Annotated in this window: 14 protein-coding genes; 6 read left to right on the top strand and 8 right to left on the bottom strand. The window is 35.8% G+C overall.

All coding sequences use genetic code 11. The features are described from left to right. Positions 1-440 precede the first annotated feature (440 nt). The 3 genes from LC457_RS16830 to LC457_RS16820 are packed head-to-tail and all read right to left on the bottom strand — an operon-like array spanning position 441 to position 1059. The gene (locus tag LC457_RS16830) at positions 441-602 is read right to left on the bottom strand and encodes a hypothetical protein (RefSeq protein WP_223600919.1); all 162 of its coding nucleotides are present in this window, start codon (positions 600-602) and stop codon (positions 441-443) included. Positions 603-642: 40 nt separating this feature from the next. Then, on the bottom strand, positions 643-840 hold the full coding sequence (locus tag LC457_RS16825; RefSeq protein WP_223600918.1) for a bacteriocin: 198 nt from the start codon (positions 838-840) through the stop codon (positions 643-645). A 27-nt stretch (positions 841-867) separates the two neighbouring features. After that, complete coding sequence (locus LC457_RS16820) at positions 868-1059, bottom strand: hypothetical protein (RefSeq protein WP_142718100.1); 192 nt, start codon at positions 1057-1059, stop codon at positions 868-870. A gap of 255 nt (positions 1060-1314) precedes the next feature. Here LC457_RS16820 and LC457_RS16815 point away from each other — a divergent pair, with 255 nt between their 5' ends. Further along, positions 1315-2253: an AraC family transcriptional regulator gene (locus LC457_RS16815; RefSeq protein WP_223600917.1), complete on the top strand. Its 939-nt coding sequence runs from the start codon at positions 1315-1317 to the stop codon at positions 2251-2253. Between the two features lie 89 nt (positions 2254-2342). Next, positions 2343-3107 carry an SDR family NAD(P)-dependent oxidoreductase gene (locus LC457_RS16810; RefSeq protein ID WP_223600916.1) on the top strand — a complete coding sequence of 255 codons (765 nt, stop codon included), beginning with the start codon at positions 2343-2345 and terminating at the stop codon, positions 3105-3107. An 85-nt stretch (positions 3108-3192) separates the two neighbouring features. On the opposite strand, the gene LC457_RS16805 is transcribed toward LC457_RS16810, so the two are convergent. Together LC457_RS16805 and LC457_RS16800 are read right to left on the bottom strand one after the other, a co-directional pair. Then, a complete protein-coding gene (locus LC457_RS16805; protein WP_223600915.1) occupies positions 3193-3369 on the bottom strand; it encodes a bacteriocin in 177 nt (58 codons plus the stop codon). A 309-nt stretch (positions 3370-3678) separates the two neighbouring features. Next, positions 3679-4833 carry a methionine aminotransferase gene (locus tag LC457_RS16800; protein ID WP_223600914.1) on the bottom strand — a complete coding sequence of 385 codons (1155 nt, stop codon included), beginning with the start codon at positions 4831-4833 and terminating at the stop codon, positions 3679-3681. A gap of 228 nt (positions 4834-5061) precedes the next feature. On the opposite strand from LC457_RS16800, the gene LC457_RS16795 reads away from it, so the two are divergent. Beyond that, the gene (locus tag LC457_RS16795; RefSeq protein ID WP_223600913.1) at positions 5062-5598 is read left to right on the top strand and encodes a DUF2867 domain-containing protein; all 537 of its coding nucleotides are present in this window, start codon (positions 5062-5064) and stop codon (positions 5596-5598) included. A 101-nt stretch (positions 5599-5699) separates the two neighbouring features. On the opposite strand, the gene LC457_RS16790 is transcribed toward LC457_RS16795, so the two are convergent. From LC457_RS16790 to LC457_RS16780, 3 genes are all read right to left on the bottom strand, one after another. Further along, positions 5700-6923 (bottom strand): T9SS type A sorting domain-containing protein, encoded by a 1224-nt coding sequence (locus tag LC457_RS16790; protein WP_223600912.1) that lies wholly within the window; start codon positions 6921-6923, stop codon positions 5700-5702. A 207-nt stretch (positions 6924-7130) separates the two neighbouring features. Then, positions 7131-7856, bottom strand: a complete 726-nt coding sequence (locus LC457_RS16785; RefSeq protein WP_223600911.1) for a LytTR family DNA-binding domain-containing protein — start codon at positions 7854-7856, stop codon at positions 7131-7133. Beyond that, the gene (locus tag LC457_RS16780; RefSeq protein WP_223600910.1) at positions 7825-10683 is read right to left on the bottom strand and encodes a histidine kinase; all 2859 of its coding nucleotides are present in this window, start codon (positions 10681-10683) and stop codon (positions 7825-7827) included. The genes LC457_RS16785 and LC457_RS16780 overlap by 32 nt, the downstream gene beginning before the upstream one ends. 220 nt (positions 10684-10903) lie before the next feature. Between LC457_RS16780 and LC457_RS16775 the strand changes: the two genes are divergently transcribed. The 3 genes from LC457_RS16775 (at position 10904) to LC457_RS16765 (ending at position 15959) form a co-directional block, all read left to right on the top strand. Next, positions 10904-12790: a DNA topoisomerase IV subunit B gene (locus LC457_RS16775; protein WP_223600909.1), complete on the top strand. Its 1887-nt coding sequence runs from the start codon at positions 10904-10906 to the stop codon at positions 12788-12790. 99 nt (positions 12791-12889) lie between these two features. After that, a complete protein-coding gene (locus LC457_RS16770) occupies positions 12890-13399 on the top strand; it encodes a hypothetical protein (RefSeq protein ID WP_223600908.1) in 510 nt (169 codons plus the stop codon). After that, the gene (locus tag LC457_RS16765; protein ID WP_223600907.1) at positions 13374-15959 is read left to right on the top strand and encodes a DNA gyrase/topoisomerase IV subunit A; all 2586 of its coding nucleotides are present in this window, start codon (positions 13374-13376) and stop codon (positions 15957-15959) included. The genes LC457_RS16770 and LC457_RS16765 overlap by 26 nt, the downstream gene beginning before the upstream one ends. Position 15960 lies beyond the last annotated feature (1 nt).

Below are 15960 nucleotides of genomic sequence, written 5' to 3'. Positions count from 1 at the left end.
AAAAACGCTTCCATGTATTTGGGAGCGTTTTTTGCATTTATGTGCAGTTCAAAACAGATGCTACTGCTTAAAAAATGCTCCCTGGAATCAGAGAGCAGTTCTGTTATTTTATCTTTACAGCGGAATACCTACTTCAAACCGGCATTTTGGCTCTATACAATCTAAAGAGATACTAATACAGTTGCCAACCATATCTGTACATTTTAGCTCCGCAGTCTGACACTGAAGCTCCATGCATGTAAGACCCACTTGAGTACATATGCCATTGTACATACATATTTTTTTTCCTCCAGCTACTGTTTTCAGTTCTTTCTTGCTTAGTTTTTTTCCGTTCTCTAACATTTGTTTTTTCATGGTAATAATTTAAATGAATCAGGTATTAGTTTTTTTTGAAGTTTAAAAAAGCCCTTCTTCATATGAAGAAGGGCAATGTATTGATATTATTCAATCTCAATGATTGGCTGGCATTGTAATTCTGCACAGGCAAGTGAATACTTCTTACAAGTAAGGTCTGGTAGAAGACACATTTCTTTTCCTCCGGTAATTACTCTTAATTGTTTTTTGTTCAATTTTTTTCCGTTAGTTAAGTTTTGATTTTTCATAATGCTTAATTTGGGTTTAGTGAAGTATTTTATAAAAATCTTAAGGTTGTGGTCGGCAGATTTTTTGTGCACAACCTACAGAAATGGTAGTACAGTTTCTGATATCTCCGGGTGGATAGGTTTCACAAGGAAATTCAGTACATAGAATAGGTTCCATACAGTCTAGCATTCCCCCTTGAATAGACTTTAGCTCTTTTTTATTAAGCCTTTTACCTTTGTTTAGATCCAGTTTTTTCATAGTATTTTGTTTATGAAATAATTGATATTATAACTGTGGTCTGCACTCTTTTTGTGCACACTTTATAGAAATAATAGTACATCCATTTGGATCAGAAGAAGGCTCACAAGGAGGGTTAGGACATAGAACAGCTTCCATACAGTTGATAAGACCTCCTTTGATTGTAATTAATTCTTTTCTGTTTAACTTTTTTCCGGTTTGATTGATTTGATTTTTCATTGATTTGATTTTTAATGGGTTAGTTTTGACGAATGTAAGAAAAATAAATGAAGTATATCACTGTGTTTAGAAAAAAAGATAAATTAGTTGAATAATATAAATATTGATGACTAGATTTTCTAGAATTCCCTGTATATTATTTATCAAACTTTTCACTTCTTATTAAGAGTTAGGAATTCTGGCGAGCAATTTGTAATATATTCAAACCAGACTATTTCATAAGTTTGTATATTTGAATTTTACAAATCATCTGTCATGGAAAAAGTAGTACATACCTCACTCGAAGATTTTTACAGAGAGATGGCTGCCAAATTAGGTAAAGATCTCGAAAGTATTTTTCCAAAAGGACTTCATAAAGATATCGGACACTTTAATGTTTTCGATATCGCCCAAACGCTCGAAAGGGCAAAGGCTACTTCCGAAATGCCCTATAACAGAAGGAAATACTATAAGATAAGTTTTATAAGAGGAAAAAACAGGGCAGAATACGCTGACAAAGTAATATCGATAAAACAGAACGCCTTATTATTTGCTACTCCAAAAGTTCCCTATCATTGGGTGCCTGAAGATCCTGACCAGTCAGGGAGTTTCTGTGTATTTACAGAAGACTTTTTCATTAAAGATAAATCCTATTATAACCTTGAAGATCTTCCTATTTTTCAGCCTGGAGGAGTACCTGTATTTGAAATTGACAATGAACTTGCAGAAGAGATAGAAAGCCTTTTTAAAAAGATAAAAAAAGAAATAGATTCGGATTATGTTTTTAAATATGATCTGATTAGAAACTATGTTCTTGAACTCATTCATTATGGGCAGAAATTACAGCCTGCTACCAAAATATCGGCTTCAAATGATGCTTCTATGAGAGTGGTTTCTCTGTTTATAGAGCTGTTGGAGAGACAATTCCCTATTGAATCCTGGGATCAGAGATTGCAGCTGAAGACTGCGAAAGATTATGCCGACAGATTGGCGGTTCATGTTAATTATTTAAACAAAAGATTAAAAGAGAGTACCGGAAAAACGACTACGGAATTTATTTCTGACCGAATCACCCAGGAAGCAAAAATACTCTTAAAGCAGACCAAATGGAACGTTTCAGAAATATCCTATGCCTTGGGTTTTGAAGAAATTGCTCATTTTTCTAATTTCTTCAAAAGGAAAACTTCCTTTACGCCATTAGAATTTCGTTCCTGATTTGAATTTTGCAAATTTCAGATTGATTCAAGCAAATACTTCAGCAAGGAAATATCCCAACTTTGTACCATCAAAAGAATCAAAATAAAATGAACACAAAAACAAATATCGCACTGGTAACCGGAGGAAGCCGTGGATTGGGAAAGAACTCAGCACTAAAGATTGCTCAAAAAGGATTAGACGTTATTATTACTTACAGAAGCAACAAGGAAGAAGCTGAAACCGTTGTAAATGAAATAAAAGCAATGGGACGGAATGCCGCTGCTTTCCAGCTGGATACAAAAGACATTAAAAGTTTTGATGCCTTTGTAAAAGACGTTACCAATCACCTGCAGGAAAATACAGGAAGTACTCATATTGATTACCTGATCAATAATGCAGGAACAGCTTTATATTCACCCATTACGGAAGTTACAGAAGAACAGTTGGATGATGTGGTAGACATCCATTTCAAAGGAGTATTTTTTCTGACTCAAAAATTTTTGCCATTCATGAATGATGGAGGAGGAATTATCAATATATCTTCAGGATTGGCAAGATTTGCAACACCTGGATCTTCTGTTTATGGATCTATAAAAGCTGGAGTAGAAATGCTCACAAAATATATGGCCAAAGAATTAGGATCAAGAAAGATCAAAGCTAATGTTGTGGCTCCGGGAGCTATTGAAACAGACTTTGGGGGAGGAAGAGTAAGAGATAATGAAGAGATCAATGCTGCAGTAGCGGGTGCTACAGCCTTAGGAAGAGTAGGACTTCCCGATGATATCGGAGGCGTGGTGGCATTCCTGTGTACAGAAGATGCAGGATGGATCAACGGACAAAGAATTGAAGTTTCAGGAGGAATGTTTTTATAGTATTTGATGGATCATCATTATAATACCTCGGGCGGCTCATTTTTGAGCCGCCCGAGGTATTATTTATCATTTCTTTGAAGTTGAATTACTCAACAGCTTCAAGAGGTTCAGGCAGCTGGCATTTAAGCTCACTGCATCCAGGGCCGATGTATACGCAATACCCTGAAGAATTGGTGCATCTTACGTTACCCAATCCTCCATTGATTGTACTTAATTCTTTTTTGTTTAATTTTTTACCTTGTGAGATGATTCCTTTTTTCATGATTTTAATTATTTAATGGATTAGTTATTTCATAAATATATGAAAATCAATAATAATAAGTAATCTGTTAAAGAAAAATATAAACTCATCGTCCGAAATGACCTCTGAAATATCTACGTCATTTTAGAACAGTACAATTTTATCGGAGATAAATCTTTGAGTCTTAAAACATTTGTTTATAAAGTTCCTTTGCGTCTTAGTGTATTCCAATACAAAATTCATTAATTTTAATGAGATTGCTTCGCTTTGCTCGCAATGACAGTTGGAGTAAAGGTCTTGTCTCTAAGATCTCACAAAAGCATACTAAAATTATGATGATACTCTTGATAAATTCTCAATAGCTTTCTCCAATGTTTCCTGCTTCTTGGCAAAACATAACCTAATGACATTCTCATTCAGTTTATTTTTGTAGAACGAAGAAAAAGGAACACTCGCCACCTTGTGATTGATTGTCAGTTCAGATGCAAAATCGAAATCGTTTTTATTCGAAATCTTATCATACTTTACTGCCTGAAAATAAGTTCCCTCACAATTCAGCAGCTCAAAAGATGTTCCTTCAATACCTTTTCTAAGAAAATCTCTTTTTTCCTGAAAAAACTGATTCAGTTGGGTATAATGTTCATCATTTTTCATATACTCTGCCAGCGCAAGCTGGATAGGAGTGTTGACACAGAAAACATTGAACTGGTGTACTTTTCTGAATTCATCCGTTAAGATTTTAGGGGCTGCACAATATCCTACTTTCCAGCCGGTAACGTGAAAAAGTTTCCCGAAGGAAGCAACAAGAAGACTTCTTTCTTTCAATTCCGGATATTTACAGATGCTTAAATGCTGCTTCCCGTCAAAAACAATATTTTCATACACTTCATCACTTAAAATAAGAATGGAAGTTCCTTTTACCAGCTGAATAAGCTCTTGTATATCATTTTCTGTCAGTATTTTTCCGGATGGGTTGTTGGGGTTATTCAGGATAATCATTCTGGTTTTGTCACTGACAAGATTTTTTACAGCAGTCCAGTCGATATTATAATCAGGAGCTTTCATTTCAAAACGTTTTACAATACCTCCGAAAAGTTCTACAGTAGGTTCATAACAATCATAGGCCGGTTCAAAAATAATTACTTCATCCTCTTTTTTGATAAAAGAAGCAATGGCGGTGAAAATAGCCTGAGTTCCCCCTGCAGTAATTGTTATTTCCGATTCAGGGTGATAGGTTGCCTGATGGCTGTTCTCGATTTTTCTGGCAATTTCTTCCTTCAGACCAATCATTCCACCTAGTGGGGCATATTGGTTAAAGCCTTTTTTAATAAAATGATCTACCTGATTCAATAACTCCAGATCAGGCATAAAATCCGGAAATCCCTGAGAAAGATTGATCGCTTCATTTTCGTTGGCAAGCTGAGTCATCTGACTGAAAATAGTAGTTCCTACATTGGAAAGTTTTGATAAAGGAAGTTGTATCATAAAAACAGTTTTGTTGATCGAATTTAATGAAATATTTAAAACAGACTCCACTTATAAAAATAAAAATTAAATAGAGGTAGGTTGAAGGTTGATGTTGAGGAGGTTAATGGTTTGAATAATTAATTTAATGATGAAATATGATTTTAAACATATGTTTGATTTTTTTCTTTTAAATCTATAGAAAGATACCTACATTTGTTAGACACACAACTATAAAAAACAATAACAATGAAGATTAAGCAGACGGAGTTTCCGGAAAAATCAGTTTTATCGCAGGGAAAAAAAGATTTTGATTATGTTGATAGTTTTGAAGGGGAATTGACATATAACAGTCGGAATATTGATATTTCAGAAATTGGAAAAGCTTTCTTTACAAGTGGACCGAAATGGGGAAAGAAAATGTTTGCGTTCAGAAATAAAGTAGTAAGGTTATTGGGACTTAAAACTGGATCTGAAACAGAAAAGCAGCAGATGGAAAAGAATTTTAAATGTGAAGTGGGAGAGCACATGGGTATTTTTAGGGTGTTTGATAAAACGGATCATGAAATTATTATTGGGGAAGATGATAAACATCTGGATTTCAGAGTTTCCCTTTTGTTGGATGAAAATAAAGAGCATTTTGACGAAAAATCTCTTACCATATCCACTACGGTAAAGTTTCATAATTGGCTGGGGATATTATATTTTCTTCCTGTTCGTCCTTTTCATAAATTGATTGTACCCGCTATGTTGAGAAATATGATTGTACAATTAGAGAAAAGATAATACATGTCTTTTACCAATGGCTAGAATATAAAAAACGCAGTCTCAAAAGTTAAATTGTTCGACTTTTGAAACTGCATTTTGGTTATTGTCTTCTTGACTATTTATTTAGAGATCATTAGTTTTTGTGAACCGGTTTTTCCTTCTGATGTGAGTTCCACAATATAAATTCCCTGGATCAGCTTCTCAATATTCAATCTGATGCTTTGGCGTCCGCTATTGAGATTTTCATACTTTTCTAATACTGTTTTTCCTGAACCGTCAATAATTTTTACAGCTGCTTTGTCCTTCTTTGAAAGAGATGTTTGTACATCCACATAGTTTTTGGCAGGATTCGGAACTAAAGAGATATCTCTTTTTCTGTTCGCCTGAAGCTCTTCTTTTGAAATGGCTTCCAGGTCAGGCCCTTGACTGCGGAGACCTGTATTGTCAGTTTTTTTTAAAATGACTTTTTTTGAATAGCAAAATGTAATGCAGGTGCTGCATTTTTTTAAACCTTTGCTGTCAGATTGAGTTACGCATACCGTATATGAACCAGGAGTATTGTAAGTATGCGGAGTCATGTGGTCAGTAATCGGAGTGCCGTCTCCCCAGTTTACAGAGTAGTTATTTGGAGGATTATAGCTGTCTAATGATACTTTGGCTGTTGCGGTATTGCTTGTAGAGCTGAATGAGGTGTCAAGTTTGAAATTCGGGTCGCAGTCAGCACATGGTTTTACGCAAATATTGTCATACCATACTATTTCTGATGGGTTGGCTGTATAATCAGGAGTAATCATTACAGCAGTTGAATTATTGATGATGTTGTTGAAATCTGTACAGGTTGTGCCGCTGCTGGGATCCATCGTCCAGGTTCCTTCAGAATTGGAGGGAAGAACAGAACCGCTGCAGTTGGCAATAGGAGCGCGCACCCGTACCCATCCGCTTCCTTCAGTAACAGTGATATTGGCGACAAACGTGATTATTTTGTTGCCAGACATGATGTGAATGGCTGGATGTATAGGCGGAGATCCGTTGAATGTTCCGTCATTTTCAAGATAGAAATCAAAAAATAAACATTTTCCAGGAAACTGTTGTCCCAGATTTTTAAAATCTATGGTGTTGACAAGTCGTGAGCCTCCTGAATCATCAATTAGTTTTAAAAACTGAGAACCGTCCAGAGTATTGGGAGTGCCGCTTGAAATGGTAACATTGCCATTAGGATAAGGAGCATGAACCCAGTTTCCGGCCGGAAGGGTAGGTGAATCAAAATCTGAGCAAGGTGCCTGTGCTTTGAAAAGCAGACCACCCAAGAAAATACAGATGGTAAAAATGTATGCTTTTATCATAATACAGTATTGATTTTATAGATCAAAAATCAACAAAAAACTTTAGTATTAATTTTGTGTATTGACTTCTGGTAAAGGTATTATGATATTAAAACGATTGGTTATACCGGTTGATAAGTGTGTGCGTTATCTTAATAAGTGTAAGTAAGTTGCTTTTAATTGTATAGTTGAATGATGATATTAATTTTTTGATTAGGTAAGAGTTTTTTAATCCAGATATCCTATGCGGTGAAGGAAATCATTTTTTTTGCGGACAGAAACATCCAGTACAGAATGGTCTGCCATCACTACCTGGCCGCCTTTTCCTTTGATGTATTCTTTAAGATGAGACAGGTTGATCAGGTGTTTATGATGGATTCTGAAAAAACTATATTTTGAAAGCTGTTCTTCAAATTCGTGGAGTGTTTTGGAGACAATTATCTTGGTCTTATCTGTGAAATAAAATGTGGTATAGCTGGAATCTGCCTCACAGCGAATAATGTCACTGATATCTGTGAGTTTAAAACCCTGTAGTGTTGGAAGGTTGATCTTATTATTTTGAAGACTTACCGTATTTTTACCTTTTCTGATGTTCTCCAGAACTTTATTCACAGCAATAATAAACTCCATTTTTTTTATAGGCTTCAAAAGATAATCGGCTGCTCCGTTTTTAATGGCCTGAATCGCAAAATTCTCAAAAGCTGTAATGAAAATAATTTTTGAGTCAACTTCTCTGAACTTTGAAAGAAGATCAAATGCGGTTCCATCTTTCAGCTGAACATCAAGAAAAAGAATATCAGGTGAGTTTTTGGAAAGATAAATATAAGCATCCTCTACACTGGCTGCCTGGTGGATGTTCTCAATTTCCGGAAATTCATTCTCCAGCAGAAGGGAAATATAATCTCTTCCGTCCTGCTCGTCATCAATGATGCATGCCTGTATTTTGGTTTTCATAAGGTGTGATATAAAGTGTGATTTGTGTTCCCGGTCTCTTTTCTTTCTCCTGAAGATCGGTTATTTCCAATATGATATTAGTAGCAAAAAGTTGTCTGAATGTTTCAATTCTCTTTTCAGATAATTTTACTCCAAAAGAATCCGCTTTGGAATGGTTGTTCTTTCCAATGCCTGTACCATTGTCTTCAATAATCACACAGAGCGATGTTCCTGTATGTTGAAACAGCACTTCAATGTTTCCTTTTCTGCCCTGAAGATTCGCTACACCGTGTTTTATAGCATTCTCTACAAAAGGCTGAATGAGGAGTGAAGGAACGGTCCAGCTTTCATTTACATTTTCAGAAACGGAAATTTTATAATCAAAAAGATCTTTCAGACGCAGTTTTTCCATATTCAGGTATAAGGATAAGTATTCTGCTTCTTCTTTTATGGGCATAAAGGTTTTTTCGGAATAATGAAGTGTTTTCCGGATCATTACAGAAAAGGTATTAAGATAGTTCTCCGCTTCACTATAATCTTTTTTATACAGTAAAAAATGAATGGAATTGAGACAATTGTAAATAAAATGAGGGTTGATCTGTGCTTTAATGGCCTGAAGTTCCAGCTCTGCAATTTTCTTTTCATAATATAAAGTCTCCAGTTTTTTATTTCTTTTTTTCTGAAAGTAAAATGCGATCAGCATAGATAATGCGGTAGCTCCAATGAGGACAAGAAGCAGTTTAAACCACCACGTTTGCCAGAAGGCAGGCTTAATCTCAAAATGCAAATCAGTAGAAGCATAAGACTTTCTCCCATTGTAACCCAATCCGAAAATTTTAAAAGTATAATCTCCGGGAGGAATAGAGTTGAAAGTAATATTCGGGGAACTGCCGGATTGCCAGTCTTCACTTAGCCCTTCAATTTTGTATCGGTAACTGATTTTCCCCTGTGAAGCAAAATCCGGGAAACTTACATTAAAGGTCAGGTTGTTATCCGGAGTTTTGCCCGCTAGCGGTTTGTCAAGATCAAAAAAATAATTATTCCCGATCTTTACGGAATTAATGATTACTTTTTTACGGACAGATTCCTGCTGGCTCAACAGATTTTTAATGGAAAGAATGCCCAGACCTTTTGAGGTACCTGCATAAACGGTATCTCCGGAAATTACACATCCTGATACAACATTTGAAGGAAGCCCATCTATATGGGTGAAGTTGTTGATTTTTAATTTTTTATCTTTAAACTCAATTCTGCTAAGACCATAATTGGTACTCACCCAAAAAACTTTTTCATTTTCTATTTCTATTCTTTTGATCTGTCTTGTCGGAAGACCATCACTTTCCGTAATTTTTTTGATTATTCTGGAATTATTAAACAAAATGATTCCGTTAAGATTGGTAGCACCTGCATAAAGATTCTGACTAAGTTTCTTAATATCTGTAAAATAATATCCTTCCAGAAACAGCTTTTTCTTTTGTGTAGCGGCATTCAGTTTATAGAGGTCTTTAAATGTTCCGGCAAAGATGCTGTCTTTGTTATAAGGTAGCGCTGTATAAATTCGGTCACCCATCATCAGCTTTTTATAGGATTTTGTATGATAATTATAGGCAATAAGACCTTCTAAAGTACAGAAAAGCACAGATCCTGAGGTATAAGGTACCATATTTTTAATAACCTTTCCTTGTAGAACACGTTTTTCTCCCGTTTTAGTATTATACAGAAGAGGATTTCTGGTAAGCCCGAAAATAATAGTATTTCCATCAGAAAAAATGGCTTTGTTTTCCATTTGTGAATTTCCTCCCAAATGAATATCAGTGATGACTCCATTATGATAAATGCCGCCTTTGCCTTCATTATAGCCGAGATAAATTCGGTTTCCGTTTTTAGTAATAGCCTTAATATGGGATGAGTTGTTCTTAACAGGAAAATGAATGTAATTTCTGAAAAACAGGTCCGAAATAAAAAAAAGACCGTTGTTTCTGGTAGAAAACCAAAGATTGTTATCCGTATCGGCGAAGACATCATTGATAATGTAGCCATCCATCAATCTGACAGGATCTGATAAACCTTTTTCTTCGGTGAAAGAATTCTTGAAATACAGAACGCCCCCATTTTCAAGACAGGCCCAGATCCGGGAGTTTTTATCAAAGGCCAGACGATGTATGTTTTCGGAAGCTTTATAGGATGCAATTTTTTTAAAACGGGACTCATGGTAGACTTTATATACATCAATCGTTCTTCCGTTTTTTACAATAAAAAAATCACCCTTCCTTGTTACCATTGCATTTTTTTCGATCGAAATATTGCAGATTGTTTTTTTTCGGGTGAAAATATTGTAGACTTCTATATTCTTCTTTTTATCTTTATTTGAAATATAAAGAAGTCCGTTTGCCATATTCAAGTCGAAAGCAAAATAAGAATCCGACGTATCCTGATTAAGAAAAAGAGGTATTGTTGTGATTTTTTCGTTTTTGTAAACCAATATATTTTTGGGATTATCACCCTCATACAGATAGAGTGTGTTTCCGTTGATGTGACTGAGAGTAGTATAATTAAATTTTATTTTTTTCAACTCCGGATTGCGGTCTGAATTGATGATTTTACCTTTTTTCAGATAAGCGAAATCATTAAGGAAAGAAATAATAAACATTCCGTTGCCGGGAATTGAGAAGCTATTCAGAATCTCAATGTTCTTTAATCCGTTTTTACTTCCGAACTGCTTGAACTCTGTTCCGTCAAACCTGAAAAAACCATTGTCACTTCCCACATAAATGAACCCGTCTTCATCCTGACTAAGTCCGTAAGTATAAGAGCTGTTGAGCCCGTCTCCTTCATGATAATGTACCATGCCCGGAATTTGAGCATTACAAAATGAAACAGCGAGTATGATGAAAGAAAATAAACAGTAGATTGTTGTTTTTTTCACATTCAGTAGAATAATCATGTAAATTATGTAATTTGGTTGATAATACTGCAATATTTCAGGAAAAATCTTAAAAAAAAACAAACTTAAAAATTCGGATAATTTTATACAATTTCGTATTTTTGTATGTTTGCTGAAATCATATATGTCACAAGAAATAAATCCAACCTATTCAGAAGATAATATCAGAACCCTCGATTGGCAGGAACACATCCGTCTGCGCCCCGGCATGTACATCGGGAAGCTTGGTGATGGGTCTTCCGCTGATGACGGTATTTATATTCTGCTTAAAGAAATCCTGGATAACTCTATTGATGAGTTCAGGATGAAATCAGGAAAAAGAATCGAAATAAAAGTGGATGACGGTAAAGTTACAATTCGTGACTTTGGACGTGGAATCCCATTGGGAAAAGTAGTAGATGCTGTTTCCAAAATGAATACCGGAGGTAAGTACGACAGTAAAGCGTTTAAAAAATCTGTAGGGTTGAATGGAGTAGGTACCAAAGCGGTAAATGCACTCTCTGAGTATTTCAGAGTACGTTCTTTCCGCGACGGGAAAATGAAAGCTGCAGAATTCTCTCAGGGACTTATCAAAGAAAACTTTGAAGAAAAAGAGACCTCAGACAGAAACGGTACTGAAATTTCTTTTATTCCGGATGGTGATATATTCCTGCATTTCAAATACAGAAAAGAGTATATCGAAAGAATGCTCCGGAATTATGCATACCTGAATCCGGGATTAAAAATCCTTTTCAACGGAGAAACCTATTTTTCTGAAAATGGTCTTAAAGATCTCCTTGAAGAAGAACTGGAAAGTGAGACACTTTATCCTATCGTTCATTTGAAAGATGATGATATTGAAGTGGCAATCACCCATACGGACAAATCTCAGATGGAAACCTATTTCTCATTCGTAAACGGACAGAATACCACGCAGGGTGGAACTCACCTTAATGCATTCCGTGAAGCTTATGTGAAGACGATCCGTGAGTTTTTTAATAAAAGTTTTGAAGCTTCCGATATCAGAAAATCTATCATTGCCGCTATTTCCATCAATGTAGAAGAACCGGTTTTTGAATCGCAGACCAAAACAAAATTAGGATCTAATGATATGGGACCAAATGGACCTACCGTAAGAACATTCATCATTGATTTCTTAAAAAGCAAACTGGATAACTTCTTACACAAAAACCCGGAAATTGCGGAAGCGATCCAAAGGAAAATATTGATTTCCGAGAGAGAAAGAAAAGAACTTTCCGGAATCCAGAAACTGGCTAGAGAAAGAGCTAAAAAAGTCTCTCTTCACAATAAAAAACTTCGTGACTGCAGACAACATTATAATGATCAGAAAGCCGAAAGAAAAGGAGATACTCAGATCTTCATTACGGAGGGAGATTCTGCATCAGGATCTATCACAAAGTCCAGAGATGTGGAAACTCAAGCTGTATTCTCACTGAAAGGGAAACCATTAAACTGCTATGGTCTTACGAAGAAGGTGGTGTACGAAAATGAAGAATTTAACCTTCTTCAGGCTGCTTTAAATATTGAAGAAAGTCTGGAAGACCTGAGGTATAATCAGGTGATTATTGCGACCGATGCCGATGTGGATGGGATGCACATCCGTTTGCTGATGATTACTTTCTTCCTGCAGTTCTTCCCTGATCTGATTAAAAACGGACACCTTTATATTCTTCAGACCCCTTTATTCAGGGTAAGAAATAAGAAAGAAACACGATACTGTTATTCAGAAGCCGAAAGAGTAAAAGCATTAAATGATCTGGGAAAAAATCCTGAAATCACACGATTTAAAGGATTGGGAGAAATTTCTCCGGATGAATTCAAGCACTTTATAGGTCAGGATATCAGATTGGAACCTGTGGTGTTAGGAAAAGATCAGACCATTGAACAGCTTCTGGAGTTTTATATGGGAAAAAATACTCCGGACAGACAGACTTTTATTCTGGAAAACCTGGTTGTAGAAGATGATACTGATATTGCTAAAAAAGAAATTCTGGATGAAGTAGAAAACTAAAAATTATATATTAAAACTATCCTTGAGAACGATGCAGAGGTTTTAAAAAAAACACATTTTGAAGTAAGAGATTAGGAAACTTACAACAAAAAAAATCAAATGAGACTAAGTAACCGTAATAAAGCATCAGTTTATAACTTTTTGAGCACCCTTCTTCTTATGATATTGGTACTTGGAGTAATTGCATTTATCGCTAATAAATATAGATTTAATGCACTGGATGATGAAAGTTATTTGCTGATTATTGTTCCTATTGTATTGCTGATTATCTTTTATATTTGCGGACGGCAGATTTTTGAATATGACAGCGATGGAGAAGCTCTGAACTTTAAAAACAGGAATATTATTCCTTTTTTAGAGAAGCCTCTTCACGATGAATTTCCAAAATATAAGCTGATAAAATATGATGTAGTCAGTATTTTATTTATCAAAAGACTATACGTCACCGTTTCAAGTAAGAATAATGGATCTACTACACTGAAGTATCAGATCTCTTATTTGAACAGAAAAGAAGTAAACGATTTAAAACTCTCTCTGAACAAAGTAGTAAAAGCTAATAAAGAGAAAAAAGACAGAAAAACAGATGACGACAGAAGAATATTCGCATGAGGGTGAAAGTTTAAAGAAGGTTTCCGGTCTGTACAAAGACTGGTTTCTGGATTATGCTTCCTATGTAATTTTGGACAGAGCAATCCCTTCGGTGTATGACGGTTTAAAACCCGTTCAGCGAAGAATTATGCACTCTATGCGGGAACTGGAAGACGGCCGTTACAATAAAGTAGCGAACATCGTGGGAAATACCATGAAATACCATCCACACGGAGACGCTTCCATTACAGATGCTATGGTACAGGTAGGGCAGAAAGAACTACTGATAGATACTCAGGGAAACTGGGGAAATATTTATACAGGAGACTCTGCCGCAGCTGCAAGGTATATTGAAGCAAGACTGACTCCTTTTGCATTGGAGGTAGTCTTTAATCCTAAAACTACAGAATGGACCAAATCTTACGACGGGAGAAATAATGAACCTATCGACCTGCCGGTAAAATTTCCTTTGCTTCTTGCACAGGGAGTAGAAGGTATTGGGGTAGGACTTTCCACAAAAATACTTCCGCATAACTTCAATGAGCTTATCAACGCGTCGGTAGCTTATCTTAAAGGAAAGAGATTTGAACTGTATCCGGACTTTTTAACAGCCGGTTATCTGGATGTTTCAGAATATAATGACGGCCACAGAGGAGGGAAAGTGAGAGCCAGAGCCAAAATCACGCAAACTGATAAGCATACATTGGTGATCTCCGAGCTTCCTTACTCGAAAACGACGACTGATCTTATTGATTCTATCTTAAAAGCCAATGAGAAAGGGAAGATCAAAATTAAAAAGATTGAGGATAATACTTCAGATAAAGTAGAAATCCTGATCCATATTCATAATGATGTTTCTCCGGATAAGACAATTGACGCTCTGTATGCATTCACAGACTGCCAGGTGACAATTTCTCCGAATGCCTGTGTGATTGTAGGTGACAAACCTATGTTCATGAATGTTTCCGATATTCTGAAAATGAATACAGATCACACGGTGTCATTATTGAAGAAAGAACTTGAAATTGAGCTTCACGAACTTCAGGAAAGCTGGCATTTCTCGTCACTGGAAAGAATTTTTATTGAAAATAGAATCTACCACGATATTGAAGAGGTGAAAACCTGGGAAGATGTGCTAAAGACCATTGATGCAGGATTAAAACCACATACCAAACATCTTTTAAGAGCTGTTACAGAAGAAGATATTTTAAAACTGACCGAAATCCGGATCAAGAGAATTTCAAGATTCGATTTAGATAAATTTAAAGAAAATATAGCATCACTGGAAGGCAAAATAGAACAGGTGAAATACCACCTGGCCAACCTGATTGCGTATGCCATCGATTATTATTTAAATATTCAGAAAAAGTACGGTAAAGACAAGCAGAGAAAGACAGAACTTAGAATTTTTGATACCATTGATGCCACAAAAGTAGCGGTAGCTAATGAAAAATTCTATGCCAATTTTGAAGAAGGCTTTATCGGAACATCCCTGAAGAAAGACCAGTATCTGTTCGACTGTTCTGACATTGATGATATCATCATTTTCAGAAAAGACGGAAGCATGAAAGTGGTGAAAGTAGAGGCAAAAACGTTTGTTGGAAAAGATATCTTACACGTTGCCATATGGAAGAAAAACGATAAAAGAACTGTGTATAATATGATCTACCGCGAGGGAAGAGAAGGACCATATTATATGAAACGTTTCTCTGTAACCGGAGTGACAAGAAATACAGATTATCCGTTAGCTTCAGATAAAAAAGGTTCCGAAACACTGTATTTTTCGGCAAATCCTAATGGAGAAGCAGAAACCGTAACAGTACTTTTAAAACCAAATCCTAGAATCAGGAAAAACAAAATGGAAATTAATTTTTCCGAACTTGCCATCAAAGGGCGTGATTCCAAAGGAAATCTGGTAACAAAATATGCGGTAAAGAAAGTTGATATGAAGGAAGAAGGAGTTTCTACCCTTGCACCTAGAAAAATCTGGTTTGACGATACCGTAAGAAGACTGAATGCCGATGTAAGAGGAACATTACTGGGAAGTTTCAAAGGAGATGACAAGATTTTGACCATCAACACAAACGGAGAAGTAAAACTGGTGTCTTTTGATCTTGGTAACCGTTTCGATGATGAATATCTGGTATTGGAAAAATGGAGACCGGCACAGCCTATTACCTGTATTTATTATGATGGAGAAAAAGATATTTACTTCATCAAGAGATTTTTACTGGAAAATACAGTAAATGTACAGACTTTTATGCCGTCTGAACACCCGAAATCATTCATTGAAAATGTAATTGTTGCCAATGATGTGACTGCAGAAATTATTTTTGCGAAAGATAAAGGGAAAGAACGTGAAGCTGAAACGATAAACATTGATGAATTTATTGCCGTAAAAGGAATAAAAGCAATCGGGAATCAGTTTACAAAGTTTAAAGTAAAAGCAATCAATATTACCATTCCTGAACCTGTAGAAGAAGAACCTGAAGTATATGAAGAACCTGAATCAACAGGAGATACTGACGAAGACGGAGGAGTTATTGGTGATCTGTTTCAAGGTGACGAACCTGAAAATTAAA

Origin of the sequence: Chryseobacterium sp. GVT01B, assembly GCF_019970045.1 — a bacterium.
GTDB lineage: Bacteria > Bacteroidota > Bacteroidia > Flavobacteriales > Weeksellaceae > Chryseobacterium.
Note: the sequence above shows the minus strand (reverse complement) of the source record. Positions and strands in the feature narration are given on the sequence as shown.

Coding starts and splice junctions, on each gene's coding strand:
- LC457_RS16815 (WP_223600917.1), top strand. CDS start 1,315: ATGGAAAAAGTAGTACATACCTCACTCGAAGATTTTTACAGAGAGATG.
- LC457_RS16780 (WP_223600910.1), bottom strand. CDS start 10,683: ATGGTACATTATCATGAAGGAGACGGGCTCAACAGCTCTTATACTTAC.
- LC457_RS16810 (WP_223600916.1), top strand. CDS start 2,343: ATGAACACAAAAACAAATATCGCACTGGTAACCGGAGGAAGCCGTGGA.
- LC457_RS16805 (WP_223600915.1), bottom strand. CDS start 3,369: ATGAAAAAAGGAATCATCTCACAAGGTAAAAAATTAAACAAAAAAGAA.
- LC457_RS16790 (WP_223600912.1), bottom strand. CDS start 6,923: ATGATAAAAGCATACATTTTTACCATCTGTATTTTCTTGGGTGGTCTG.
- LC457_RS16800 (WP_223600914.1), bottom strand. CDS start 4,833: ATGATACAACTTCCTTTATCAAAACTTTCCAATGTAGGAACTACTATT.
- LC457_RS16820 (WP_142718100.1), bottom strand. CDS start 1,059: ATGAAAAATCAAATCAATCAAACCGGAAAAAAGTTAAACAGAAAAGAA.
- LC457_RS16830 (WP_223600919.1), bottom strand. CDS start 602: ATGAAAAATCAAAACTTAACTAACGGAAAAAAATTGAACAAAAAACAA.
- LC457_RS16765 (WP_223600907.1), top strand. CDS start 13,374: ATGACGACAGAAGAATATTCGCATGAGGGTGAAAGTTTAAAGAAGGTT.
- LC457_RS16770 (WP_223600908.1), top strand. CDS start 12,890: ATGAGACTAAGTAACCGTAATAAAGCATCAGTTTATAACTTTTTGAGC.
- LC457_RS16775 (WP_223600909.1), top strand. CDS start 10,904: ATGTCACAAGAAATAAATCCAACCTATTCAGAAGATAATATCAGAACC.
- LC457_RS16795 (WP_223600913.1), top strand. CDS start 5,062: ATGAAGATTAAGCAGACGGAGTTTCCGGAAAAATCAGTTTTATCGCAG.
- LC457_RS16785 (WP_223600911.1), bottom strand. CDS start 7,856: ATGAAAACCAAAATACAGGCATGCATCATTGATGACGAGCAGGACGGA.
- LC457_RS16825 (WP_223600918.1), bottom strand. CDS start 840: ATGAAAAAACTGGATCTAAACAAAGGTAAAAGGCTTAATAAAAAAGAG.